Raw genomic sequence first — 17268 nt, 5'->3', positions numbered from 1 at the left:
TGGGCAGGCCGTCCTCTCCCGCTCCGGTCTTTACAGCCCTCTGTTTTTCTGTCATAATAAGAGCATATTCAAGGGGAGGGACGCCCATGAAACGATATGTCATCGCCCTGGACCAGGGCACCACCAGCAGCCGCTGCATTCTCTTCGATCAGGATCAGAATATCGCGGGGGTGGCGCAGCGGGAATTTTCACAGATATACCCCCAGCCCGGCTGGGTGGAGCATGACCCCATGGAGATCTGGTCCAGTCAATACTCCGTCCTCACCGAAGTGCTGGCCCAGGCCGGCGTTTCTCCTGATGAGGTGGCTGCTATCGGCATCACAAACCAGCGGGAAACGGCCATCGTGTGGGATAGACATACCGGGCGGCCGGTTTACAACGCCATCGTGTGGCAGTGCCGCCGCACCGCCCCTCTGTGTGAGAAGCTGAAAAAGGACAAGGAACTCACCCAGTATATTCAGGACCGCACGGGACTGCTCATTGACGCCTACTTCTCCGCCACCAAGGTCAAATGGATACTGGAGCATGTAGAGGGAGCCTGGGAACGGGCCCAGGCGGGCGATCTGCTCTTCGGTACGGTGGACAGTTGGCTGGTGTGGAAGCTGACGGGTGGAAAGGTCCATGTCACCGACCGGACCAACGCAAGCCGTACCATGCTCTATGACATCCAAAACCTCTGCTGGGACACCCGTATCTGCCGCACCCTGGACATCCCCATCTCCATGCTGCCCCAGGTCCGAGACTCCAGTGAAGTGTACGGCACTGTCAATCTCCAGGGGGTGGAGGTACCCATCTCTGGCATCGCCGGCGACCAACAGGCCGCCCTCTTCGGTCAGACCTGCTTCTCCTCCGGTCAGGCGAAAAACACCTACGGCACCGGCTGTTTTCTTCTGATGAACACCGGTGACCAGTTGTGCCGAAGCCGGAACGGGCTGTTGTCTACCATCGCCATCGGCTTGGGCGGAAAGGTCCAGTACGCTCTGGAGGGCTCCGTATTCGTAGGCGGCGCCGTCATCCAGTGGATCCGGGACGAGCTGCGCTTCATCTCGGAGGCCCGAGACGCGGAGTATTACGCCTCCAAGGTTCCGGATACCGGCGGGGTCTATCTCGTCCCGGCCTTCACCGGCCTAGGTGCTCCCCACTGGGATATGTACGCACGGGGTGCCCTGGTGGGACTGACCCGGGGCACCACCCGTGACCATATCATCCGGGCGGCACAGGAGTCTATCGCCTATCAGGTGGCGGACTTGGTGGATGCCATGGAAAAGGACACTGGGATTGCCCTTCGGGAGCTGAATGCTGATGGCGGGGCCAGCAGGGACCGTTTTCTAATGCAGTTCCAGGCTGATATTCTGAACAAATCCGTCTGCCGGCCGGCCATCCGGGAGACCACCGCTCTTGGCGCGGCCTATCTGGCCGGCCTGGCTGTGGGGGTATGGCGGGATCTAGACCAAATCCGTGCCCTGCGCACCCTGGATCAGCGGTACGACCCGCATATGGAGGCAGATACCAGGCAGCGGCTGCTGCGCGGCTGGCACAAGGCCGTAGGACGCAGCTTGGACTGGGAGGAACACGATTGACATGGGCTTAAATACGCCACGGCTGGAGACAGAGCGCCTAATCCTGAGGAAATTTACACAAAACGACCTGGATGCCCTTTTCTCTATTTTCCGTGATGAAGAAGCAAACCGGTTTTTGCCCTGGTACCCGCTGCATACCATGGAGGAGGCCAGATCTTTTTTCCTGGAGCGGTATGCGGCCTCCTATGGACAGGAGCGGGGCTACCGGTATGCCGTTTGTTTCCGCTCCGACGACATACCTGTGGGATACGTCAACGTGGCTATGGACGACAGCCACGACCTAGGGTACGGCCTTCGTAATGAGTTTTGGCATCAGGGCATCATTACCGAAGCCTGCAAGGCCGTTATACAGCGGTTGAGAGCGGATGGCATTCCCTATATCACCGCCACCCACGACCGGAACAATCCCCGGAGCGGCGGCGTGATGCAAAATCTCGGCATGAAATATCAATACACCTATGAGGAGTTGTGGCAGCCTAAGAATATGCCGGTTGTCTTTCGAATGTATCAGTTGAACTTGGATGGGCAGACAGACCGGCAGTACAAAAAATATTGGGAAGCCCACGACCATCATTTCATTGAATCCGCCCTGTAAGAAGGGGCGGATACCACAGGCAGGAGTGATACCTATGTTACCCCCTATTGAAATCCCTACCCTGCTATTCTGGGAGAATGGCAATACCTGGTATGGCAGTAAAGGACAGGCCCGCTTTTTTATTCAGCCCGTGACCCACGAAGCTGCCCCAGATACCCCTGACGCACCCTCTCATACCACCCTGGACATAGAGTTCTGGAGGGGTCCGCTGACCAAAGCGTTGAGCCATATCTGTTCCACCGCCTCTTTCCCCCTTAGCGGGGAGGGGCTGGAGCAGACCGTCCAGTGGCTGGAGGAGCAGGCCGCGATAGTAAACGAAGAATAAGGAGAGAGACAATGGAAGCCTTTCAATTTTATTCCCCTACACAGATTATTTTCGGGCGTGGTACTGAGGAGCAGGTTGGAGAGCAGATCGCCCGCCGAGGGGGCTCCCGGGTGCTGGTGGTCTATGGCGGCCAGAGCGCTGTCAAAAGCGGGCTGCTGAGTCGGGTCCTGGCCTCTCTGGAGCAGAGCGGGCTGTCCTGCGACACGCTGGGTGGTGTAAAGCCAAATCCCAGACTCAGTCTGGTATTATCCGGCATCCAGCGGGCGGAGGCTTTTCAGGCCAACTTTCTGCTGGCCATTGGAGGTGGCAGCGTCATCGACACGGCTAAGGCCATCGCCGATGGAGTCGCCAATCCGGAGCTGGACCTGTGGGATGACCTGTGGATGAAAAAGGTCCCTCTGGAGCGGTCCCTGCCTGTGGGGGTGGTATTGACCATTCCCGCGGCCGGCAGCGAGAGCAGCGACTCCGCCGTTCTGACCAAGGATGACACCCTGGAAAAGCGAGGGCTTGGTTCCGATCTGCACCGTCCCCGGTTTGCCATCCTAAACCCCGATCTCACCGCCACCCTGCCCCGCTATCAGGTGGCCTGTGGCGTGGTGGACATCATGTCGCACACCATGGACCGCTATTTCAATCCCATCACCACCAACCAACTCACCGACGAGCTGGCGGAGGGGCTGCTTCGAGTGGTCATTTCCAGCGGCCGGCGAGCCATGGACCATCCCGGCGACTACCAGGCCATGAGTGAACTGATGTGGGCCGGTTCCCTGTCCCACAACGGCCTGACTGGTCTGGGCGGGAAGAAGGACTTTGCCCCCCATCAACTGGGCCATGAGCTTAGTGCCCGGTTCGATTCTGCCCACGGTGCCACCCTGTCTGCCGTTTGGGGCAGCTGGGCCCGCTACTGTCTGGATGCCGATGTGTCCCGCTTCGCCCGGTTCGGTGTCAAGGTCTGGGGATTGGACCCCACCGGCCGCACAGAGCGAGAGCTGGCTTTATCCGCCATCGACGCGACTGTGGATTTCTTTCACTCTTTGGATATGCCCACCTGCTTCTCTGAGTTGGGCTGCGGCCTCCAGTCTGAGAAGGAGCTGGAGGAGCTGACCCGCCGCTGTACCTTCTTCGGGACCCGGACCATCGGCACCTTCCGGGTGCTGGACCACGACGACATCCTGGCCATCTATCGAATGGCGAATCACTGAGCGGAAGCTGGGCCGGCCATCTCCTTGTGCCGCTGCCCCATTCTCCTTCGCTTCACAACAAGGCGGGACGCCTGGCTATCGCCAGGCGTCCCGCTTCTTCAACACATTTTCTTGGTCATATCCTCATAGCTGTCTACCACTTCGTCCGCCAGGGCCCGGAGTTCCTCCGGATGCTCCTTGCCTACCAGTACGACCTGGAAGCCAGCCTCCCTCACACAGCGGAGGACCTTCTCCCGAGCGGTAAATACCAGAGTAGCTGGGCGGGCGGTCCCCAGGCGCCGCACACATTTCTCATAGAGCTCCGGGTCCTCTATCCCTCTCCCCTGTTCCCCAGTATACAATACACCCCGGAAGTAGGCGGCCAGTCCCGCGGCTTCCAGCTTAGGCTGGAGCGTGCGCCGCTCCTCCTCAGAAACCAGATAGAGCAGCACCCCCTCCATCCGAAGCAGGGACAAAAAGGGCATTAGCCCGGTCAGCGGTCTCCCCTCTCGGTCCAGCAGAGTGTCTGGAACATCAAAAACAGCGCCTTGCAGACGCATGGCCGATCCCTCCTCAGTTTTATTTGTCCGGTCCTATTTTAACCTCTTCCCCCTAAAATTACAATTCCCATTTCCTTTTTACTGAAACTGTTTTATACTGTCCCAAGGAGGGATATTATGAAGCTGATCATCTCCCCGGCAAAGAAAATGAACGTGGACACGGATACCATGGAGATCCGGGGCCTCCCCCGGTTCTTGGATCGGACCCGGCTGCTCTGTGACTGGCTGAAAACCATGTCCTACGACCAGCTAAAGGCCCTGTGGCGCTGTAATGACGCCATCGCCTCACTCAATTATGAGCGGCTCCAGCATATGGAGCTGGAGGAAGGACTCACTCCAGCAGTCCTGGCCTATGAGGGCATCCAGTACCGCTATATGGCCCCCCACCTGTTCTCCTGGGAGCAGTTCGACTATTTAGACCGGCATCTGCGCATCCTGTCCGGCTTTTATGGGGTGCTGCGCCCCTTCGACGGAGTCACCCCCTACCGGCTGGAGATGCAGGCCAGACTGGCCGGGTCGGGCTGTCAGTCTCTGTACCAGTTTTGGGGTCCCTCCTTAGCCCAGGCGCTGGCGGAGGAGGACGACTTTCTGGTCGATCTGGCCTCACGGGAATACAGCCGAGCGGTGACCGACCATCTGCCACAGGGAATGACCGTCATCTCCTGTACCTTCGGGGAACTGAGGGAGGGCCGGGTACTGGAAAAGGGCACCCAGTGCAAAATGGCTCGTGGTGAAATGGTCCGCTATCTCACCGAACACCTGTCAGAGAGCCCGGAGGCCATGCAAGCCTTTGACCGTCTGGGGTACTCCTTCTCCCAGGAGCGGTCCACCCCCACTCACTATGTATTTATCAAGAAGGCCAGGGTCAAAGAGGACTGAGCTTTCTGGAACACGGAGGACCTATGGAACATCTTTTGCTCATTGAGGACGACCAGGCACTTGGCCGGGGGATCACCCTGGCCCTGGCTGCCGGGGACCGGGAGCCCCATCTGGCCCGGACTCTGGCCGAGGGCCGCCGGCTGTTCGCCCAGCTACCCATCTCCCTGGTCATTCTGGATCTCAATCTGCCCGACGGGAACGGCCTGGAACTGCTGACTGAGATACGCTCTGTGAGTCAGGTACCCGTTCTCATCCTCACTGCCAACGACCTGGAGAGCGACCAGGTGACCGGGTTGGAGCTGGGGGCGGACGACTATGTGACAAAGCCCTTTTCCCTCGCTGTCCTCCGGGCCAGGGTAAACAATCTGCTCCGCCGGGGGGCCGTCCCCAGAGGCGAAGTGGTGGAGCTGCCCCCCTTCTCCTTTGACTTTGCGGGCATGGCCTTTTCCCGGAACGGAGAGGCGATCGAGCTGTCCAAGACGGAACAGCGGCTGCTCCGTCTGCTGGTGGAACACCGGGGCCAGACCTTGACCCGGGAGCAGCTCCTGGATCGAGTATGGGATGGGGGCGAGTTTGTGGACGAAAACGCTCTGTCGGTGGCGGTGCGCCGCCTGCGGGCCAAACTGGGGGACGCCCCCATTAAGACGGTATATGGCCTTGGCTACACCTGGGAGATCCAGTGATGGGAGCGGGCGGCTATGTCTGTTTAGCACTGGCCCTTCTGGGCCTGGGCTTCGGCCTGTACCAGTGGTACAGCGGCCGCCGGACCCTCCGGCGGCTGGATGAAATGCTGTCCGCCGCTGTGGACGGAAGCTTTCGAGAAAACGCCTTTGACGAATCCGTTCCCTCCTCTCTGGAGGCCAAGCTGGCCCGGTTTCTCAATGGCTCCGCCTCCTCCACCCGAAATTTGGAGCGGGAGCGGGAGGTCGTCCAGACGCTGATCTCCGACATCTCCCACCAGACCAGGACTCCCATTGCCAATATCCTGCTCTACGCCTCCCTGCTGGCCGAGGGGGACCTGCCTCCGGAGCAGGCGGAGCAGGCCGCCGTACTGGCCCAGCAGGGGGAAAAGCTGTCCTTCCTCATTCAGACCTTAGTGAAGGCGTCCCGTCTGGAAACGGGCATCTTTGCCATGGACCCACAGGTCCATGGCGTCCAGCGGCTGCTGGACGCGGTTCTGATCCAGGGGCAGCATAAGGCCAGGGAAAGGGGGCTCTCCCTCACGGCGGAGCCCACCTTTGCCCAGGCCAGGTTTGATGAGAAGTGGACTGCGGAAGCCCTTTACAACCTCGTAGACAACGCCCTGAAATACACCCCGCAGGGGGGCAAGGTCGCCCTCTCCGTCCGGGAGTTCGAGCTGTTCTGCGCCATTCAGGTAGAGGACAATGGCCCCGGCATCCCGGAGAGAGAACAGGGGGCCATCTTTGGCCGCTTCTACCGGGGCGAGGCCGTCCGGGACCAGGAGGGCCTCGGGATCGGCCTCTATCTGGCTAGAGAGGTGGTAACTCGTGAGGGCGGATATATCCGCCTCAATTCCAGCCCCGGCCAGGGGAGTCGGTTTTCCCTGTATCTGCCCAAGGAATAAAATCTTCAAATCTTACAACAGTGAAAGATTTGAGAAAGATTGTGGAAAGATTGTCTTGGTATAGTGGGGAGCGTAGGTATACGCCCCCACTTTTCCATAAAGGAGATATCACAATGACAATTTTACAGACCAAGGATTTAAGAAAATACTACGGCTCTGGCGACACTCTGGTAAAAGCCTTGGACGGAGTGGACCTGAACGTGGAGGACGGGGAATTTGTAGCTATCGTGGGCACCTCAGGAAGCGGGAAATCCACCCTGCTCCATATGCTGGGCGGTCTGGACCGGCCCACCTCCGGTTCTGTCACCGTAGACGGGCAGAAAATTTTTGACCTGAAGGACGAAGCCCTGACCATCTTCCGGCGGCGGAAAATCGGCTTCGTCTTTCAGTCCTTCAATTTGGTGCCGGTACTCAGCGTGTACGAAAATATCGTCCTGCCCATCCAGTTGGACGGGGGCCGGGTTGACGAGTCGTATGTGGGGCAGGTCATCTCCGCTCTGGGCCTGGAGAGCAAGCTCCAAAATCTCCCTGGCCAGCTCTCCGGAGGCCAGCAGCAGCGGGTGGCCATCGCCCGGGCCCTGGCGACCAAACCGGCCATTGTCCTGGCAGACGAGCCTACGGGTAATCTGGACACCAGGACCAGTCAGGATGTGCTTTCCCTGATGAAGGTCACCGGTCAAAAATTTGCCCAGACCATCGTTATGATCACTCACAACGAGGAGATCGCCCAACTAGCCGACCGCATCGTTCGCATTGAGGACGGCAGGATCGTGGCACGGTGAGGAGGTGGGCTCTATGAAGGTATCCAATGGCAAATGTATCCGGACCCTCTCTCACAGGAGTCTTCGGGCCAACCGCACCCGCAACATTGTGGCGGTGCTGGCCATCGCTTTGACCACGGTGCTATTCACCTCCCTGTTCACCATTGCCATGTCCATTAACGACGGCATCCAGCAGAACAACTTTCGCCAGGTGGGCGGCTTCTCCCATGGCGGCTTCAAGTACCTGACGGAGGAACAGTTTGACCAGTTGAAGGACGACCCTCTCATCGGTCAGTGGGGCCTGCGGCGCTTTCTGGGTATGCCCAGCGAGATGCCCTTCAACAAGTCACATGTGGAGATTGGCTGGTCCGATGCAAACGAGGCCCACTGGCAGTTCTGCGACCCAGTGGAGGGCCGTCTGCCCCAGGAGGGCACGAATGAGGCCGCCACTGATACCCATGTGTTGGAGCTGCTGGGAGTAGAACCTAAACTGGGGGAACAATTTACTGTCACCTTTGATGTGGACGGCCGCACGACCACCCAGACCTTTACCCTGTGCGGCTGGTGGGAGCACGACGAGGCCATCGTGGCCAACCACATTCTCATCCCGGAGAGCCGGGTGGACGCCGTCCTGGCAGAGACCGGCGTGGTGCCGGGCCAGACCACAGACGGCATGACCGGCTCCTGGAATCTGGACGTGATGCTGAAAAATGGGGCCCGGAACATCGCCGGCGACCTAGAGGAGATCCTGACCACCCACGGCTATCAGGGTCAGAGCTCTACCCAGCCGGGCTATATCCACACTGGTGTCAACTGGGGCTACACCGGCGCCCAGCTTTCCGGCAGCATGGACCCCACCCTCCTGCTGGCCATCGGCGCGATCCTGCTCCTCATTATCTTCACCGGCTATCTCATTATTTACAATGTGTTCCAGATCTCAGTGGCCAACGATATCCGCTTCTACGGCCTGCTCAAGACCATCGGCACCACCCCTCGGCAGCTCCGCCGGATCATCCGGCACCAGGCCCTGGCCCTGTCTCTGGTGGGCATCCCTCTGGGATTGCTGCTGGGCTGGCTGGTGGGTGGACAGCTCACCCCGGTGATCATCCGCCAACTAAACGCAGTGTCCAACGTGGTATCAGTAAACCCGGCTATCTTTGTGGCCTCCGCCCTGTTCGCTCTGGTCACGGTTCTGATCTCCTGCCGCAAGCCTGGGCGGATGGCCGCACGGGTGTCCCCCATCGAGGCGGTACGATACGCCGAGGGCGGAGCGGTGCGGCATGGAGGAAAGAGGAACGCCAAAGGCGTCTCCTTGCTCTCTATGGCCCAGGCCAACCTGGGCCGGAACCGGGTCAAGACCGCGGTCACCGTCCTCTCCCTATCCCTGGCCGTGGTGCTGCTCACTGTGACGGTCACCTTTACCAACGGCTTTGACATGGACAAATATGTATCCAACTTCACCGCCAGCGACTTTATCGTGGCCGACGCGGGCCAGTTCCAGACTGGCGGTGACGCTTACAACAGCGAGATGGATGTTACCGAGGACGTCATTTCCGCCATCGACGCCCAGGGCGGCATCACTGACGGCGGCCTGGTCTACGGCAAGACCTCTTCCGCTCTGGAATTCGTCACCGAGGAGTATTACCGCTCCGTCTGGAGCAAATGGAACACCCCAGAACAACTGGACAGCAAGGTCCACTTCATGGACCGGAACGAGGAGGGCCTGCTGGCCGACCGGGTGCAGCTCTACGGCATGGAGCAGTTCCCTCTGGACCACCTGACAGTGCTGGCGGGGGACCTGTCCAAGCTCAACGAGCCTGGCGGGCGGTATGTGGCCGCTGTGTATAGTGACGACGACTATGGTCAGCCCGAGATGGACTCCCACTGGGCCCGGCTGGGGGACACAGTCACCCTGCGCTATGTGGAAGAGTACGAGTATTATAACCCTGACACTGGCGAGATATATGGCCCCTGGGAGAATGTGCCCGAGGGCGCCAACTGGGTGGATCGGGCCGTAAAGTACCGAGATATCGAGTACGAGGTGGCCGCCTTGGTGACGGTGCCCATGGCCCTGAGCTACCGCTATTACGGGGCGGACGAGTTTATTATGAACGACCAGACCTTTATCCAGGACACGGGCACAGACAGCGTCATGTACTATGCCTTCGACACTACGGATGAGGCCAACCCCGCTATGGAGTCCTTCCTGGCGGACTACACGGAGAATGTGAATCCTCAGTTCGACTATGAGAGCAAGTCTACCTATGCCGCGGAGTTCGAGGGGATGCGCTCCATGTTCCTACTGCTAGGCGGGGCCCTCAGCGGCATCGTTGGACTGGTGGGGGTGCTGAACTTTTTCAATGCGATCCTCACCGGCATCATCACCCGAAAGCGGGAGTTGGCCGTCCTCCAGTCCATCGGCATGACAGGTGGACAGCTCAAGCGGATGCTGGTATGGGAGGGGCTGCTGTACGCCCTTGGTTCGGTGCTCCTGGCCTTGGTGCTGGCCCTGGTATTGGGCCCGATTGCCTTCTCCGCCTTGCAGAGCATGTTCTGGTTCTTCACCTACCGCTTCACCTTAGCCCCCATCCTGGCCACGGCCCCTGTATTCGCCCTGTTGGGCTCTCTTGTCCCTCTGGCGGTATACCGCTCAGTAGCCAAGCATACCATCGTGGAGCGTCTGCGGGATTCCGAATAGGGAATATGATTTCCTTCCCCGACCGCAGGAGCTGGAGATTGGAGTAAGCCAGCAAATATAAATACAGCCCCAGATGCGCAGCAGACATTTAGGGCTGTATTTTTTTGGAAGGGGCGTCTATTCTTCTTGCCAAGCTACCTGTATCAAAAATTCTACAGCAAAGGCCCCGCACTTCTTTGTGCGGGGCCTTTGCTTTCATGGAAAACCAAGTCGTGCCGGTCCTATTCCCATTCAAAGCTGATTGATCTCCCTAACTCGGTGGCAGGACACATAGTGTCCGGGCAGGACCTCTTCCAGCCCAGGGGACTGGGTCCGGCACAGCTCTGTGGCATAGGGGCATCGGCTGGCAAAGCGGCAGCCAGGTTTAGGGTCGATGGGAGAAGAAATTTCCCCCTTCAGCAGCTTGCGAGGCTGCTTCTCCCGCAGGGCCGGAATGGGTACCGCTGCCAGCAGGGCCTTGGTATAGGGATGGAGACGGTTCCGGAACATCTCCTGTGCGTCAGCAAGCTCTACTACAGTACCCAGATACATGACCAGGATGCGGTCGGAGATATGCTTCACCACTGACATATTGTGAGTGATAAAGAGATAGGTCAGGTTCCGTTCCTCCTGCAGGTCCTGCATCAGATTCAGGATCTGGGCTTGAATGGACACGTCCAGGGCGGAAACCGGCTCATCACAGACGATGAACTTAGGGTCCAGGGACAGGGCTCTGGCGACACCGATACGCTGGCGGCGGCCTCCGTCCAATTCATGGGGATATGTGTTGACCAGGCGGCGGGCCAGTCCCACGGTGTCCATCAGCTCCTCCACCTTTTGAATCAGCGCAGCTCTGGAGGAGCACTTTTTATAGATGATCAGCGGCTCCGCAATCAGCTGGCTGACGGACATACGGGGATCCAGAGAGGAGAAGGGGTCCTGGAATATCATCTGCATATCCTGCCTGAGCTGCTTCAGTTCTCGGCGGTTCACCTGGGTAATATCCCGTCCCTGATAGAGCACCTGACCCTCTGTGGCGTCATGTAGACGGAGAATGGTGCGGCCCAGGGTAGACTTACCACACCCCGATTCGCCTACCACACCTAGGGTCTTGCCCTCCTCGACGGAAAAAGAAACATCGTCCACCGCATGAAGGGTGCCCCTGGCGGTACGGAAATATTTTTTCAGATTTTTGACTTCCAGCAGCGCACTCATGCTCCAGCCACCCCCTGCTGTTCAAATAGGACGCACTCCACCAGGTGTCCAGGCTCCACCTCCACCACTGGAATAGGAGCCTGGCGGCACCGATCAGTGGCATGGGGGCAGCGGGGTGCGAAGGCACAGCCTTCAGGCAGCCGGGTGGGGTCCGGCATCAGTCCCGGAATAGGCTTGAGCCGACGGACATTCTCATCAAAGTTTGGGATAGATCCGAAGAGACCTACGGTGTAGGGATGTTTAGTATTGTTGTAAATATGCTCCAGATTGCCATACTCCACGATGCGTCCGGCGTACATGATCGCAGCCTTGTCGCATACCTCGGCCACAATGCCAAGATCGTGGGTAATCAGAAGCAGCGAGGTGTTAAAGTCGGCCTTCAGCTTCTCAATCAGGTCCAGCACCTGGGCCTGGATGGTTACATCCAAGGCAGTGGTGGGCTCGTCGGCCACCAGCAGCTCCGGGTTACAGGCAAGGGCGATAGCAATCACAATACGTTGTTTCATACCGCCGGAAAATTGGTGAGGATAGTCGTTGTAGCGGCTCCCTTCGATACCAACCAACTCCATCATCTGGACCGCCCTCTGAGTTGCCTCTGTCCGGGGGATATTCTGATGAAGGTGGATGACCTCGCAGATCTGCTCACCCACAGTAAGGACCGGGTTCAAAGCGGTCATGGGGTCCTGAAAGATCATGGATATCTTGGCGCCCCGGATCTTACGCATATCAGCCTGGCTGGTTTGGAGCAGGTCTTCCCCTTCAAAAAGGATCTCACCGTTGACCACCTTTCCTGGAGGATTGGGCACCAGACCCATGATGGCCAGGGCGGTGGTGGTCTTACCGGCCCCGGTTTCACCCACCAGTCCCAAAGACTCTCCCTTTTCCAGACCGAAGCTAATACCGTTGACGGCCTTGACCGTATCCTTACCGGAGGCATAATGAACGGCCAGATCTTTAATATCTAACAGTTTTTCACTCATCATGCTCACCTCAAGTCTTCAGTCTGGGGTCTAAAGCGTCCCGTAGGCCATCTCCGAACAGGTTAAAGGCAAACACAGCTAGCATAATGGCCAAGCCTGGGAATGTTTCCACAAACCAGTGGTCTCGGAAGAAGCTGCGGCCTGCGGACAGCATTGCACCCCACTCGGGGTTGGGAGGCGCGATACCCAGTCCGATAAAGCTCATACCGGCAGCACCTAAAATAGAGGAACCCACACTGATGCTAATCTGCACAATGATAGGCGCCAGACAGTTGGGCAGGATATGGCAAAAAATAATGCGAAAGTCACTAGCTCCGATGGCGCGTGCCACCTCGATGTACTCCTGTTCCTTGACGGTAAGGATCTGTCCACGGACCACGCGGGCAAAACCGCCGGTGGCACCAATTCCAAGAGCCAGGATCAGGTTGGTCTGGCTGCGGCCCAGGGCGGCCACGATGGAGATGGCCAACATCAGGTTGGGGATAGCCAGCAGAATATCCACGGCCCGCATAATCAGATTATCGGTCAGGTTTCCATAATAGCCTGAGATACAGCCCAAAATGGTACCCAGGACACAGGCAATAAGAACGGACAGCAGCCCGATGGCCAGGGAGGTACGGGTCCCGTAGATGACGCGGCTAAAGATATCACGGCCGAACTCGTCGGTACCAAACAGGTGCTCCGCACTGGGGTTGGCAAAGCTCGGACCCGTACTCATGGTTTCATAGGAATAGGGTGCAATAAGTGAGGGGAAAAGGGCGCAAAAAACGAGGAGCAGAATAATGAAAAATCCAGCTACAGCCACTTTATTTTTCATGAATCGGCTGATAATCTCCCGCGTCTGGCTGTTCTTTGCCCTGCCTCTCAGCCGTGTCTCAGGCACAGCGGTAGCGGCATTGCTCATTTACTCTCCCCTCCTTCCACGGCGGCCATTTTCTTGGGCGCCTTGCGCCGGACATACTGCGAGCGGATCCGGGGATCCACATATGCGTAGAGCACATCGGTAATCAGATTAATGATAGACATGGCAAAGGCGATAAACAGAATACCACCCTGGACCAGCGGCGTGTTCTTGATGGGAATGGCATCCACGATCAGCTTGCCCACGCCAGGGACGGCGAAGACGGCCTCGCAGATAGCAATACCGCCCAGCAGACGGCCAAAGTTCAGTCCAATGACCGTCATCACGGGAATGAGGGCGTTTCTCAGGGCGTGCTTCCAGATGACCACCCGCTCGCTCTGCCCCTTAGCCCTTGCCGTCCGGACATAGTCCTGGCGAATCGCCTCCAGCATACTGGAGCGTGTCATCCGCATGATAGTCGCGCAGGGCACCGTAGAAATGGTAACAGCGGGTAAAATCCAGCATTTCCAGGAAGTAAAGCCGGAAGGAGGCAGCCACCCCAGCCCCACCGAGAACAGCAAGATGAGCATCATGCCCTCCCAGAAGCTCGGCATGGATATGCCCACGATAGACCCGACTCGGGCTAGGTTGTCCCACAGGGTATACTGTTTTGTCGCTGATATAATGCCCAAAGTGACCCCCACCACCGTAGCGATGACCATACTGACAAAGCAGAGCATCAGAGTGTTGGGGAAGCGGGCCAGGATCTCGTCCAGCACCGGGCGCTTGTTGCTGTATGAAGTTCCCAGGTCTCCATGGAGCACATCCCATACATAGTCCACATACTGGACCAGGAAAGGCCGGTTCAGGCCATTCTGCTCCTCAAAGGCCAGCTTGTCCTCCTCTGTGGCCATGTCGCCCAACATATAGTCGGCGGCCCGGCCGGGAGAAAAGTACATCATGCTGAATACCACCAGCACCACGCCCAGCAGCACTGGAATCATCATCAGCAGACGCTTTCCAATATATTTGATCAAAGGTCTATACCCCCCTACATACGTTCATTCCGCTTGGCTGCGAATCAGAAAAGCCGCTCCGGTCAGCGGTCTCCCTTTCAGGTAGACCGCCGTCCCAGAGCGGCATTTCTCACATTTCGCTCTGTCCGCAACGAGCTTATCAGACGCCCACGCGGAAGGTGGCCAGGAAGGGAGCGCCAAAGATATCGAATTCAAAGCCCTCTGCCTTGTCGTTCATAGCATACACCATGGGTGCGTTGGCAATGGCCATCTGATATCGCTGGTCATAAACATACTCCTGGATCTCCTGGACCATCTCCAGCCGCTTGGCGGGGTCGGTCTGCTGGTCAGACGCCTCGACCAGATCGTTCAGATACTGGTCATTCACCTGCAGGGTGCGGCCGAAGGAGGTCTTGTAGATGACCAGGGCGCTGGTCAGGTTGGTGGCGGCGCCAGTGCGGACCGCGGCCTGGTACTTATTGCCGGCAGCCTCGAAGTTGACGTAGTCCATCTGGATGATCTCAGCCCGGACGTTCAGATACTGCAGCCACATGCTCTGAATCGCCTCACAGACCCGCTTCTCAGCCTCGCCCACCACATGGAGGGTGATATCAAAGCCGTCGGGATAGCCGGCCTGCACCATCAGCTCCTTCGCCTTGTCAGGATCAAAGGGAACAGTACCCACTTCCTCGGCACCAAAGAGCATCTTGGGATAGATAGTGTCCATGATGGTATAATAGCCGCCATAGCAGGTGTCGATCAGGAACTGCTTATCAATGGCATAGCACAAGGCGTAGCGCACGTCCTTGTTCTCAAACAGAGGCTCCTGCATACTGAAGGTTAAGGAGGTAAACAGAGAGGAGTCACCCTCTACCAGAGTCAGGCCCTCAGTCTCCTTCACGCGGTCATAATCAGAGGTAGAGATGGAGTAAGCAAAGTCCACGCCACCGGTCTCCAGCTCGATCATGCGGCTGGACGCCTCAGGGATGACACGGAACAGCAGCTTCGGGGTAGCGGCGGGGCCGTTCCAGTATTCGTCAAAACGGTCCAGTTCAATCTCACTTGCGGTGTCCCAGCGGGTCATCTTATAGGGGCCCGTACCCACAGGAGCAGTGGCAAACTTGTCCGCGCCCATACTCTCGAAGGCGGCAGAGGAGGGGATATACATACGGGTCATCAGGTAGACGCCCTCAGCATAAGGGTACTTCAGAGCCACAACCATGTTGTAGTCGTCGATAATCTCAGTATTCGCTGTGTCATAACACACAAAGCGAGAAGCCGCGGACGCGTTGCTTTCAATGTTGTCCAGGAAGAACTTGACGTCCTTTGTGGTCAGCTCGTTGCCGTCGTGGAACTTGACGCCCTTGCGCAGGGTCAGTTTGATATGGGTATCATCCACCATCTCATAGCCTTCGGCCAGCCAGGGCTCTACTTCACCGTTCTCTCCTTCCCGGAAGAGGGGATCATAGATTTGGCGGCCTACATTCAAGTCATAGGCCATACCGGTCAGCCACGGGTCCAGGTTGGGATCCGTAGAAATGGCTAGCTTCACGGTGTCCTTGTACCCGTCGCCATCCGCGTCCACCTGGCTGGCGTTCCCGCCGTCGGCAGTTCCGTTCCCGCTGGTGTCACCGCCGTTTCCACAGCTCACCAGGGCCAGAGACATGGCGGCCGCCAGCAGAAGGCTGAACAGTCTTCTTTTCTTCATATTGAGTTCCTCCCTTTCAATTCACTTCTTTGATATAAAGTAATGCGCTGTTTTAGGCGTTTTGGGCCAGCCAATTTACCGCCACTGTCGCATGGATAGCCGCGCCCAGGGGCAGGACTGATTCAGAGAACTTGGTACGTGGGCTGTGCACCTTCTCTGGATAGCCTTCACTGGGGGTTCCGGCCCCCATCCAGACATACACTGTAGGGATGATCTCACTGATAGGCCCAAAATCCTCACTGCCGTTGACCGGAGCAATCTGCTGGACCATCTCCTCCCCGGCCAGAGCACAGAGCGTGGGCTTCAACTGGTCGAAGAGGTCGGGGTCAGTGATACAAAAACCGGTTTCCAGAGGATATTCCACGATGGCCTGTCCCCGGAAGGTGGCAGCAGTCTGCTCCACGATCTCTTTGAAGCGGGTCTTGAGCAGGGTCCTCGCCTCCTTGGACAAGGTGCGGATGGTGCCGTCCAGCACCGCCTCTGAGGGGATAATATTGGATGCCTCGCCGGAGTGGAATTTTCCGAAGGTGATGACAGCCTCCTCCGTAGCGGGCAGTTCCATAGATACCAGCTCCTGAGTTGCAGTGACAATACGGCTTCCGATGTTAATAGGATCAATGCCCCGGCAGGGATAGGCCCCGTGACACTCCTTCCCTTTCACTGTGATACGGAACATATCGCAAGCCCCAAAGGCAACCCCACGGACATATTGGATACTACCAGTGGGGAAATTCTCGTGCCCCGTAGTCACATGAATGGCAAAGGCAGCGTCCACCTTAGGGTTCTCCAGCACACCAGCCTCCATCATGGCGGTGGCTCCTTTTAAGGCCTCCTCCGCTGGCTGAAACATTAGCTTGACGGTGCCCTTCAGCTCGTCCTGGGTCTCAGACAGCATTTTAGCCGCGGCCAGGAGCATAGCCGTATGCATGTCATGTCCGCAGGCGTGGGCCGTGCCGTTTTGACAGGCGAAGGGTAAGCCAGTGTCCTCCTGGATTGGCAGGGCATCCATGTCCGCCCGCAGCAGGATGGTCTTCCCTCCTGAGCCGATGGTACACACGATACCAGTGCCGCACATCCGCTGAGGATGCAGGCCATAGCTCTGTAACTTTTCAAATACGAAATCCGAAGTCTCCTGAATATCGAACCCAATTCCACCAAACTGATGGATCTTCCGGCGGTTCTCTACGATCTCCGACTCTAACTCCTTTGCGCGCTTTAGGTACCGCTGCATGGCAATTCACCCCACTGATACTTCTTTAGGCAGTCTATTTTTATTCAAAAGTACCATAATCCTGATTTCTTGTAAAATATCGAAAATGTATGGCATCAGCCGCTAATTGCATAGAAAGTATCCCTTTCTCCCCT

General features: G+C 57.8%; 16 protein-coding genes. 9 read left to right on the top strand and 7 right to left on the bottom strand.

Going from position 1 to position 17268, the window contains the following annotated elements:
- Positions 1 to 86 precede the first annotated feature (86 nt).
- The 4 genes from glpK to MCG44_RS05975 are packed head-to-tail and all read left to right on the top strand — an operon-like array spanning position 87 to position 3702.
- Positions 87 to 1580: a glycerol kinase GlpK gene (gene glpK / locus MCG44_RS05990; RefSeq protein WP_147572122.1), complete on the top strand. Its 1494-nt coding sequence runs from the start codon at positions 87 to 89 to the stop codon at positions 1578 to 1580.
- 1 nt (position 1581) lies between these two features.
- Complete coding sequence (locus tag MCG44_RS05985) at positions 1582 to 2175, top strand: GNAT family N-acetyltransferase (protein ID WP_240287269.1); 594 nt, start codon at positions 1582 to 1584, stop codon at positions 2173 to 2175.
- Positions 2176 to 2209: 34 nt separating this feature from the next.
- Entirely contained in the window at positions 2210 to 2500 is a 291-nt protein-coding gene (locus tag MCG44_RS05980; protein WP_186852068.1) for a hypothetical protein, read from the top strand.
- Positions 2501 to 2511: 11 nt separating this feature from the next.
- Positions 2512 to 3702 carry an iron-containing alcohol dehydrogenase gene (locus tag MCG44_RS05975; RefSeq protein WP_240287268.1) on the top strand — a complete coding sequence of 397 codons (1191 nt, stop codon included), beginning with the start codon at positions 2512 to 2514 and terminating at the stop codon, positions 3700 to 3702.
- 98 nt (positions 3703 to 3800) lie between these two features.
- Here the strand turns inward: MCG44_RS05975 and MCG44_RS05970 are convergent, their stop codons facing one another.
- On the bottom strand, positions 3801 to 4241 hold the full coding sequence (locus tag MCG44_RS05970; RefSeq protein WP_240287266.1) for an HAD family hydrolase: 441 nt from the start codon (positions 4239 to 4241) through the stop codon (positions 3801 to 3803).
- A gap of 117 nt (positions 4242 to 4358) precedes the next feature.
- Between MCG44_RS05970 and yaaA the strand changes: the two genes are divergently transcribed.
- From yaaA to MCG44_RS05945, 5 genes are all read left to right on the top strand, one after another.
- Positions 4359 to 5120 carry a peroxide stress protein YaaA gene (gene yaaA / locus MCG44_RS05965; protein ID WP_240287264.1) on the top strand — a complete coding sequence of 254 codons (762 nt, stop codon included), beginning with the start codon at positions 4359 to 4361 and terminating at the stop codon, positions 5118 to 5120.
- A 23-nt stretch (positions 5121 to 5143) separates the two neighbouring features.
- Positions 5144 to 5803: a response regulator transcription factor gene (locus MCG44_RS05960; RefSeq protein ID WP_147572116.1), complete on the top strand. Its 660-nt coding sequence runs from the start codon at positions 5144 to 5146 to the stop codon at positions 5801 to 5803.
- Entirely contained in the window at positions 5803 to 6705 is a 903-nt protein-coding gene (locus MCG44_RS05955; RefSeq protein ID WP_240287262.1) for a sensor histidine kinase, read from the top strand. Before MCG44_RS05960 ends, MCG44_RS05955 begins: the two co-directional genes overlap by 1 nt.
- Positions 6706 to 6818: 113 nt before the next feature.
- Positions 6819 to 7487 (top strand): ABC transporter ATP-binding protein, encoded by a 669-nt coding sequence (locus MCG44_RS05950; RefSeq protein WP_147572115.1) that lies wholly within the window; start codon positions 6819 to 6821, stop codon positions 7485 to 7487.
- Positions 7488 to 7500: 13 nt separating this feature from the next.
- Positions 7501 to 10164, top strand: a complete 2664-nt coding sequence (locus MCG44_RS05945) for an ABC transporter permease (protein ID WP_240287260.1) — start codon at positions 7501 to 7503, stop codon at positions 10162 to 10164.
- A gap of 231 nt (positions 10165 to 10395) precedes the next feature.
- On the opposite strand, the gene MCG44_RS05940 is transcribed toward MCG44_RS05945, so the two are convergent.
- From MCG44_RS05940 to MCG44_RS05915, 6 genes are all read right to left on the bottom strand, one after another.
- The gene (locus MCG44_RS05940) at positions 10396 to 11358 is read right to left on the bottom strand and encodes an ABC transporter ATP-binding protein (RefSeq protein ID WP_147572113.1); all 963 of its coding nucleotides are present in this window, start codon (positions 11356 to 11358) and stop codon (positions 10396 to 10398) included.
- Positions 11355 to 12338 carry an ABC transporter ATP-binding protein gene (locus MCG44_RS05935; RefSeq protein WP_240287258.1) on the bottom strand — a complete coding sequence of 328 codons (984 nt, stop codon included), beginning with the start codon at positions 12336 to 12338 and terminating at the stop codon, positions 11355 to 11357. Before MCG44_RS05935 ends, MCG44_RS05940 begins: the two co-directional genes overlap by 4 nt.
- A 10-nt stretch (positions 12339 to 12348) precedes the next feature.
- Positions 12349 to 13242 (bottom strand): ABC transporter permease, encoded by an 894-nt coding sequence (locus tag MCG44_RS05930; protein WP_147572111.1) that lies wholly within the window; start codon positions 13240 to 13242, stop codon positions 12349 to 12351.
- Positions 13239 to 14216 carry an ABC transporter permease gene (locus tag MCG44_RS05925; protein WP_147572110.1) on the bottom strand — a complete coding sequence of 326 codons (978 nt, stop codon included), beginning with the start codon at positions 14214 to 14216 and terminating at the stop codon, positions 13239 to 13241. The genes MCG44_RS05930 and MCG44_RS05925 overlap by 4 nt, the downstream gene beginning before the upstream one ends.
- A 139-nt stretch (positions 14217 to 14355) precedes the next feature.
- On the bottom strand, positions 14356 to 15903 hold the full coding sequence (locus tag MCG44_RS05920; protein WP_240287256.1) for an ABC transporter substrate-binding protein: 1548 nt from the start codon (positions 15901 to 15903) through the stop codon (positions 14356 to 14358).
- Positions 15904 to 15955: 52 nt separating this feature from the next.
- A complete protein-coding gene (locus MCG44_RS05915; protein WP_186852060.1) occupies positions 15956 to 17134 on the bottom strand; it encodes a M20 metallopeptidase family protein in 1179 nt (392 codons plus the stop codon).
- Positions 17135 to 17268: the final 134 nt, after the last annotated feature.

It is taken from the genome of Lawsonibacter sp. OA9 (assembly GCF_022440585.1).
This window is presented reverse-complemented; position numbering and strand designations above follow the sequence as displayed.

Coding starts and splice junctions, on each gene's coding strand:
- glpK (WP_147572122.1), top strand. CDS start 87: ATGAAACGATATGTCATCGCCCTGGACCAGGGCACCACCAGCAGCCGC.
- MCG44_RS05985 (WP_240287269.1), top strand. CDS start 1,582: ATGGGCTTAAATACGCCACGGCTGGAGACAGAGCGCCTAATCCTGAGG.
- MCG44_RS05980 (WP_186852068.1), top strand. CDS start 2,210: ATGTTACCCCCTATTGAAATCCCTACCCTGCTATTCTGGGAGAATGGC.
- MCG44_RS05975 (WP_240287268.1), top strand. CDS start 2,512: ATGGAAGCCTTTCAATTTTATTCCCCTACACAGATTATTTTCGGGCGT.
- MCG44_RS05970 (WP_240287266.1), bottom strand. CDS start 4,241: ATGCGTCTGCAAGGCGCTGTTTTTGATGTTCCAGACACTCTGCTGGAC.
- yaaA (WP_240287264.1), top strand. CDS start 4,359: ATGAAGCTGATCATCTCCCCGGCAAAGAAAATGAACGTGGACACGGAT.
- MCG44_RS05960 (WP_147572116.1), top strand. CDS start 5,144: ATGGAACATCTTTTGCTCATTGAGGACGACCAGGCACTTGGCCGGGGG.
- MCG44_RS05955 (WP_240287262.1), top strand. CDS start 5,803: ATGGGAGCGGGCGGCTATGTCTGTTTAGCACTGGCCCTTCTGGGCCTG.
- MCG44_RS05950 (WP_147572115.1), top strand. CDS start 6,819: ATGACAATTTTACAGACCAAGGATTTAAGAAAATACTACGGCTCTGGC.
- MCG44_RS05945 (WP_240287260.1), top strand. CDS start 7,501: ATGAAGGTATCCAATGGCAAATGTATCCGGACCCTCTCTCACAGGAGT.
- MCG44_RS05940 (WP_147572113.1), bottom strand. CDS start 11,358: ATGAGTGCGCTGCTGGAAGTCAAAAATCTGAAAAAATATTTCCGTACC.
- MCG44_RS05935 (WP_240287258.1), bottom strand. CDS start 12,338: ATGAGTGAAAAACTGTTAGATATTAAAGATCTGGCCGTTCATTATGCC.
- MCG44_RS05930 (WP_147572111.1), bottom strand. CDS start 13,242: ATGAGCAATGCCGCTACCGCTGTGCCTGAGACACGGCTGAGAGGCAGG.
- MCG44_RS05920 (WP_240287256.1), bottom strand. CDS start 15,903: ATGAAGAAAAGAAGACTGTTCAGCCTTCTGCTGGCGGCCGCCATGTCT.
- MCG44_RS05915 (WP_186852060.1), bottom strand. CDS start 17,134: ATGCAGCGGTACCTAAAGCGCGCAAAGGAGTTAGAGTCGGAGATCGTA.